Source organism: Accumulibacter sp., assembly GCF_029255145.1.
Classification (GTDB): domain Bacteria; phylum Pseudomonadota; class Gammaproteobacteria; order Burkholderiales; family Rhodocyclaceae; genus Accumulibacter.
Window position 1 is genome coordinate 53,304 of the sequence record NZ_JAPUVQ010000098.1, and the last position, 6,000, is coordinate 59,303.

A 6,000-nucleotide genomic window follows, 5' to 3' on the forward strand; every position below is an offset into this window, starting at 1 on the left:
CGTTCGGGTCTCTGTCCGCCGGTGCCGTGGTGCTTGTGCTCCCGGCCCTGGTCGCGCTCGAAGCGCCCGCGGCGGCAGAGTGCAGCGACGTCGCCTTGGTCGAAACTTCTCGCTCGTTCATGACCCTTCCTCCCAGCAGAAGAGCCAGCCCAAGGACTCGACTTCCGCATCGCGCGTCAGTTCGTGTGCCGACGCAATGCGCACAGTATACGGGCAAATGGCGCCACCCGATGCAAGCTTCTGACGCTATCGGGGGCTGCTGCGCGGTCTGCGTACCAACTTGAGTTTGTCCGCCGGCTGTGCTGTACTCCCCGAACGCTCTCCGGAAAACCCTGAAAGGATCCGCCCGATGACCGATACGACAACAGACTTCGCAGCATGGATTGGCCGTCGCGAGAGCACCGACGATGATCTGGGAGTGGTGCCGGCGCTGGCAGCGGCAGCGACGCTCGACGACACCACGACCCGTTTCGATAAAGGGAGCGCGCTGCCGCCGCTGTGGCATTGGTTCTATTTTCTTGCGCGGGCGCCGCAGGCGCAGCTCGACGTCGACGGGCATCCGCAGCGCGGCGGCTTCATGCCGCCGATTCCCTATCCGCGGCGGATGTTCGCCGGGGCGCGGATGCGCTTCCACAGGCCGCTGCTGATCGGGCAGTCGGCGCGCCGTGAAGCGGTCATTCGCGACATCCGGCAGAAGTCCGGGCGTTCGGGATCGCTGGCCTTTGTTTCGGTGCTCTGCAGCTATTACCAGGATGGCGTGCTGTGCATCGAGGAGGAGCAGGACATTGTCTACCGCGAGCCTGGCGCCGCGGTCGCCTGCCCGGACGTGATCGGCTGGCCGGCGGTGGAGGAGGGCGCTTGCGCGCGCATTGTGACGCCGGACCCGAAGCTGCTGTTCCGCTTTTCGGCGCTGACCTTCAACGCCCACCGGATTCACTACGATCGGCCCTACGCGACTAGGGAAGAGGGCTATCCTGGTCTGGTGGTGCACGGGCCGCTGACCGCCGTGCTGCTGATGGACCTGCTGCGACGGCATGAGCCAAGGGCAGTACGCGCATTCAGCTTCAAGGGACTGGCGCCGCTCTTCGACCTGGCGCCGTTTCGCTTGGTCTGCAGCATTCGGGACGGCCAGGTTTCGCTGGCGGCGCATGCGCCGGACGGTGTCACCGCCATGAGCGCGAGCGCCGAACTCGCGCCGAACTGAGTGCGCGGGAGGCTCTGCTGAGTCGCTGTTGGCGCCCTAGCCCGCGCTCCACCGCGGTCATGAGATGGCGCATACTTCGAAACCCTGGCCGGCGCCTTTGAAATGTCTCCGGAATGGCCTGGTGCCGCGCCATGGGGGGCCGCCCACGACTGTCCGACTACGGCTGCCGTAGCCGCTCGCCCCGACGGTGGCGGTGAACAGTGGACGTTCCGGGCGATAAAGTGCTCGCTTGTTGACCTGGGTCAACATGGCATGACTGGCAGAAGCGTAAACCGGCAGCTTGGCGCGGCGTCTTGCCGGCTTTATGACCCCAAGGGAGAGAAAATGGAGATGATGAACTTTTGTCGATCGCACGCGGCTGGATTGCTGGTCGCGGCGATTTTGCCGATGGCATCAGTTGATGCCTTTGCCGACGAACAGGCCAAGAAGCCGATTTCGCAGGTCGAACAAAGCTATCAGGCCGGCGATTCATCGCCGGTCGGTACGACCGATATGCACCAGAACATCAACCCCAAGGCGCCTCCGATGACCAAGGAGGAGTTCGAGAAGGCCAAGAACATCTACTTTCAGCGCTGCGCCGGCTGCCATGGCGTGCTGCGCAAGGGGGCAACGGGCAGGCCGCTGACCACCGACAAGACGCTGGCCAGCGGTACCGAGTACCTGAAGGTCTTCATCCAGTATGGCTCGGCCGGCGGGATGCCGAACTGGGGTACCTCCGGTGAGTTGACCGAGGCCGAAGTCGACATGATGGCGCGCTACGTCCAGCAGGAACCGCCGACGCCGCCGGAATGGGGAATGAAAGAGATGATGGCGTCGTTGAAGGTCATCGTCCCGCCGGAGCAGCGCCCCACGAAGAAGATGAACGCGCTCGACCTCGACAACCTGTTTTCGGTGACCTTGCGCGATGCCGGCGAGATCGCTCTGATCGACGGCAATAGCAAGAAGATCGTCAAGATCCTGAAAACCGGCTACGCGGTACATATTTCAAGGATGTCGAAGTCCGGGCGTTACCTCTATGTGATCGGTCGTGACGCGCGTATCAATCTGATCGACCTGTGGATGCCGGAGCCGACCAACGTTGCCGAGATCAAGGTCGGCCTCGAAGCGCGTTCGGTCGAGACCTCGAAATACAAGGGTTACGAAGACCGGTACGCGATTGCCGGGACCTATTGGCCGCCGCAGTTCGTGATCATGGATGGCGACACCTTGAAGCCACTGAAGATCGAATCGACCCGCGGGATGACCGTCGACACGCAGGAATACCATCCCGAACCGCGCGTGGCGTCGATCGTCGGATCGCACTTCAACCCCGAGTTCATCGTCAATGCCAAGGAGACTGGCAAGGTACTGGTGGTGAACTACAAGGACCTCGACAACCTGCGGGTGACCAACATCAACGCCGCCCGCTTCCTGCACGATGGCGGGTTTGATTCGACCGGCCGCTACTTCATGGTCGCCGCCAACGCCTCGAACAAGATCGCCGTGATCGATACCAAGGAAGACAAGCTGGCCGCTCTGGTCGATGTCGGCAAGATCCCGCACCCTGGCCGCGGCGCCAATTTCGTCCATCCGAAGTTTGGCCCGGTGTGGGCGACCAGCGATCTTGGCGACGAGGGGATCAGCATGATCGGCACCGATCCGGTGAAGCACAAGGCACAGGCGTGGAAAGTCGTGCAAACGCTCAAGGGCCAGGGAAGCGGCTCGCTGTTCATCAAGACGCATCCCAAGTCGAATAACCTGTGGGTCGATACGCCGCTCAATCCGGAAGCGAAGATCAGTCAGTCGGTCGCGGTGTTCGACATCCGGAACCTGGAAAAAGGGTTTGAAGTCCTGCCGATCGGCGAGTGGGCCGGGATCAGTGACGACGGCGCCAAACGCATCGTTCAACCGGAGTACAACAAGGCCGGCGACGAGATCTGGTTCTCGGTCTGGAGTGCCAAGGACAAGCAGTCGGCACTGGTCGTGGTGGACGACAAGACCCGCAAGCTGAAGGCGGTGATCAAGGACCCGGGGCTGGTCACGCCAACCGGCAAGTTCAACGTCTACAACACTCAGCACGACGTCTATTGAGCGAACCACGGCACAGCCCGAGGAGAGACGGAGGCCCGCAAGGCCTCCGTTCTTGTGTCCGCTGATGGCCGACGATGCCGTCAAGCGGCGCCGTTGCCAGGCAAGCCGCGCGCGAAGACCGAGCGGCGCCCATCGTGGCCACCTGGCGCTCGCTGGGCCGGGCACGATGAGTCGCCCGAAGGCGGCTTTCGGCTTGGCCGGCTACCAGTACTTCTCGAACGCCATCTGCCCGGGTATCCCGCGGCGGCTGGTGGCAAACCCGCGCGCGCCGAGTACTTGCCGCAGCGTCAGCGCCAGTTCGGGGTTGCCGCAGATCATCAGGCGCGATGCAAGGACACTGAGCTGCCTGCCTGCAGCCTCCTCCAGTCGCCCGTCGGCAATCAGGCGCGGGATCCGCGAGGCAAGCGCCGTAGCCCCTTGTTCACGCGTCACCACCGGAAGATAGAGCAGCCGTGCCGCGCCAGCGACCAAAAGGTGCTCATCGGCCAACGTGGTGAGTTCAGTCCGGTAGGCAAGTTCCGACGATCGGCGAACGCTATGGACGACGATCAAGCGCTCGAAAGCGCGCCAGACCGACGGATCGCGCAAGATCGAAACGAACGGTCCGAGCCCGGTCCCGCTGGCCAGCAGCCACAGGTCTCGACCCGCAGCCAATTGGTCGACCGTGAGAAAACCGAAGCTGGCGCGCTCGACCTGGATTGAGTCGCCCACCCTCAGCCTTGCCAAGGCGCTTGAAAAAGCACCGCCGGGAACCAGCACGGCGAGGAATTCGAGGTGGTGGTCAGTCGCGGCAGAGACCATCGAAAAGGGGCGCCAGACAATGCTGCCGTCGTCGGCGGCGAGGCCCAGCCGCGCGTAATGTCCCGGCGTGAAACGGAACGCGTCGTCGCGGGTGGTACGAAAAGAGAGCATCGCAGGCGTCCAGTAGCGCACGTCCAGAACGCGCTCCGTGGTCCATTTCGAGTGGCCAGTCGGCACGCCAGCGATCGGCAGGTCGGGTGCAGCAGAGGGGCTCATGCGGTTCCTGTTTCGAAAAGTGGAAGTCCGGTATTTTTACCGCGAAAGTCGCGTCGCCGTCGAGGGACGCGAGCAAGTGCCGCCATCGGCTTACCGCGTTGCTGCTCTGCGGGCGCTTGACGCCTGTCTTTCAGTTGGCCTCCCGGCGCAACGCCAAACGCTAAAGGGCCGCTCGCAATTCGAAGCCAGGCTGCGCCTGCCGTTCCCACGGCGGGATCCGCTGCTACACGCCGAGATCCTGTTTCACCTGCGTGACACCGACGGCGCCCACCTCAAAGTGGGTCACGTCGACCTGCTGTGCGGCCTGATCCGGGGCAGGCCCTTTCGCCGCTATCGCTTCCGCCAGGCTTGGCCCGTCGCCCCGGTGCGCATGTGTTGCCGCCTTGTTCAGCCGTTCCAAGTTCAACTCGAATTCGGTCGCCAGAGAACGGCCAAGGCGACCCGGCGTGGCTCCGACTGGGTCTGCAATGCCTCGCTTGGCCACCGCACACCAAGGCGTCTTCTGCCCGCGCCCGAGTGACTCTCCTTCAGTGGGCTCGCCGCAGACGCTGCATCGGCCTCGCCGACCCCGACAACGACCGGCTACAGGCGACGCGGTGACCGTCGGCGCCAGACTGCGGCCGGTCAAACAGGGTCATGATTCAGGGTTGCGCGTTTGGTGTTCCTGTTGCCTTCTGCTAGAATTCGCCGTCCTCAGGAGAGATGGATGAGTGGTTTAAGTCGCACGCCTGGAAAGCGTGTTTAGGATAATATCCTAACGCGGGTTCGAATCCCGCTCTCTCCGCCATAATACGATCTAAGCGCTTAATTATTAAGGGGTTTTTTCTTTCACTGGTTACGCGTATGCCTATCTGTATGCCGCGTTGGGTTTGGTAGGTTCTACGGGTAGCGGACCCCGCCCAGGCCTTGACCAAGTAGGGGACCATGACCAGACCTTGACCACGCCCAAGGCCGTGACTGGTTGCGGCAGCGAACCATGACCACGCCCCCACCTTACCCCCACAAGGCCCGATCGACCGCCAGACCGTACAGACTGCCCCCATTCCATCAAGGCCGTCCTAGCCTCTTGCAGCATCCTTGCCGGCGGCATTGTGCAGCGCACCCCAGCAACTTCTATACCTGACAATTGAATGAACTATTCTCGCCATTAACCGCAAGGTCTGGCTTGGTTCTCGCGTGCGCTTGTCTTTCGCATTGTGCGCTGCAGTTGTTCATGGCCTTGACCACGCCCCCCTAGGGCAGGCCATGCCCCTACGGCTTGCACAGTCGCGCTACAGCGAGCGATCGCTCCTTGGCCGACATTTGCCTGCCGCCTTGCTCTGCATCGCCGCCAGCACCCAACCAAGAGGCGCTAACTATGGCGATGACGTACTAGCTTTATCTAGTGAGCATCAATCGGGGCGCATCCCATGACCCTTAAAAATGCGGTAGGCATTTTCAAGCTTTTGAAACCGTCAGGAAACCGCCACCGAATTAGCGTCCACCAGCTTGTTGAGCGCCGCAACGGTAGGCAGCGCTTGCGCCGCCTACCGTTGCGCCTGGATCGCCAGCTTGTACAGAATCGCCGCCTTGCAGTTGTTTCAACCTAAAATCCTGTGCGCCGTGACAAGGCGCTGTTTTCCAGCGGGTGCGAATCCCGCCCGGCAACTTTCGCTCCGGCCGGTAGCAACTGGAGCAGTCGTGGAGGTAACGAAGCGGCTGAAGCCTCC

The 6,000-nt window shown here is 62.6% G+C and carries 4 protein-coding genes and 1 tRNA gene; 3 read left to right on the forward strand and 2 right to left on the reverse strand.

What is annotated here, in order from left to right; translation table 11 throughout:
* Nucleotides 1-349 precede the first annotated feature (349 nt).
* Nucleotides 350-1,204, forward strand: a complete 855-nt coding sequence (locus Q1L50_RS10030) for a MaoC family dehydratase N-terminal domain-containing protein (RefSeq protein ID WP_300338046.1) — start codon at nucleotides 350-352, stop codon at nucleotides 1,202-1,204.
* 387 nt (nucleotides 1,205-1,591) lie between these two features.
* Entirely contained in the window at nucleotides 1,592-3,274 is a 1,683-nt protein-coding gene (locus Q1L50_RS10035; protein ID WP_300338048.1) for a nitrite reductase, read from the forward strand.
* 201 nt (nucleotides 3,275-3,475) lie between these two features.
* Here Q1L50_RS10035 and Q1L50_RS10040 read toward each other — a convergent pair whose 3' ends face one another.
* Nucleotides 3,476-4,291 carry a ferredoxin--NADP reductase gene (locus Q1L50_RS10040; protein ID WP_300338050.1) on the reverse strand — a complete coding sequence of 272 codons (816 nt, stop codon included), beginning with the start codon at nucleotides 4,289-4,291 and terminating at the stop codon, nucleotides 3,476-3,478.
* Nucleotides 4,292-4,514: 223 nt separating this feature from the next.
* Entirely contained in the window at nucleotides 4,515-4,691 is a 177-nt protein-coding gene (locus Q1L50_RS10045; RefSeq protein ID WP_300338052.1) for a hypothetical protein, read from the reverse strand.
* 296 nt (nucleotides 4,692-4,987) lie between these two features.
* On the opposite strand from Q1L50_RS10045, the gene Q1L50_RS10050 reads away from it, so the two are divergent.
* Nucleotides 4,988-5,078: transfer RNA gene (locus tag Q1L50_RS10050), tRNA-Ser, on the forward strand.
* The last annotated feature ends 922 nt before the right edge of the window (nucleotides 5,079-6,000 follow it).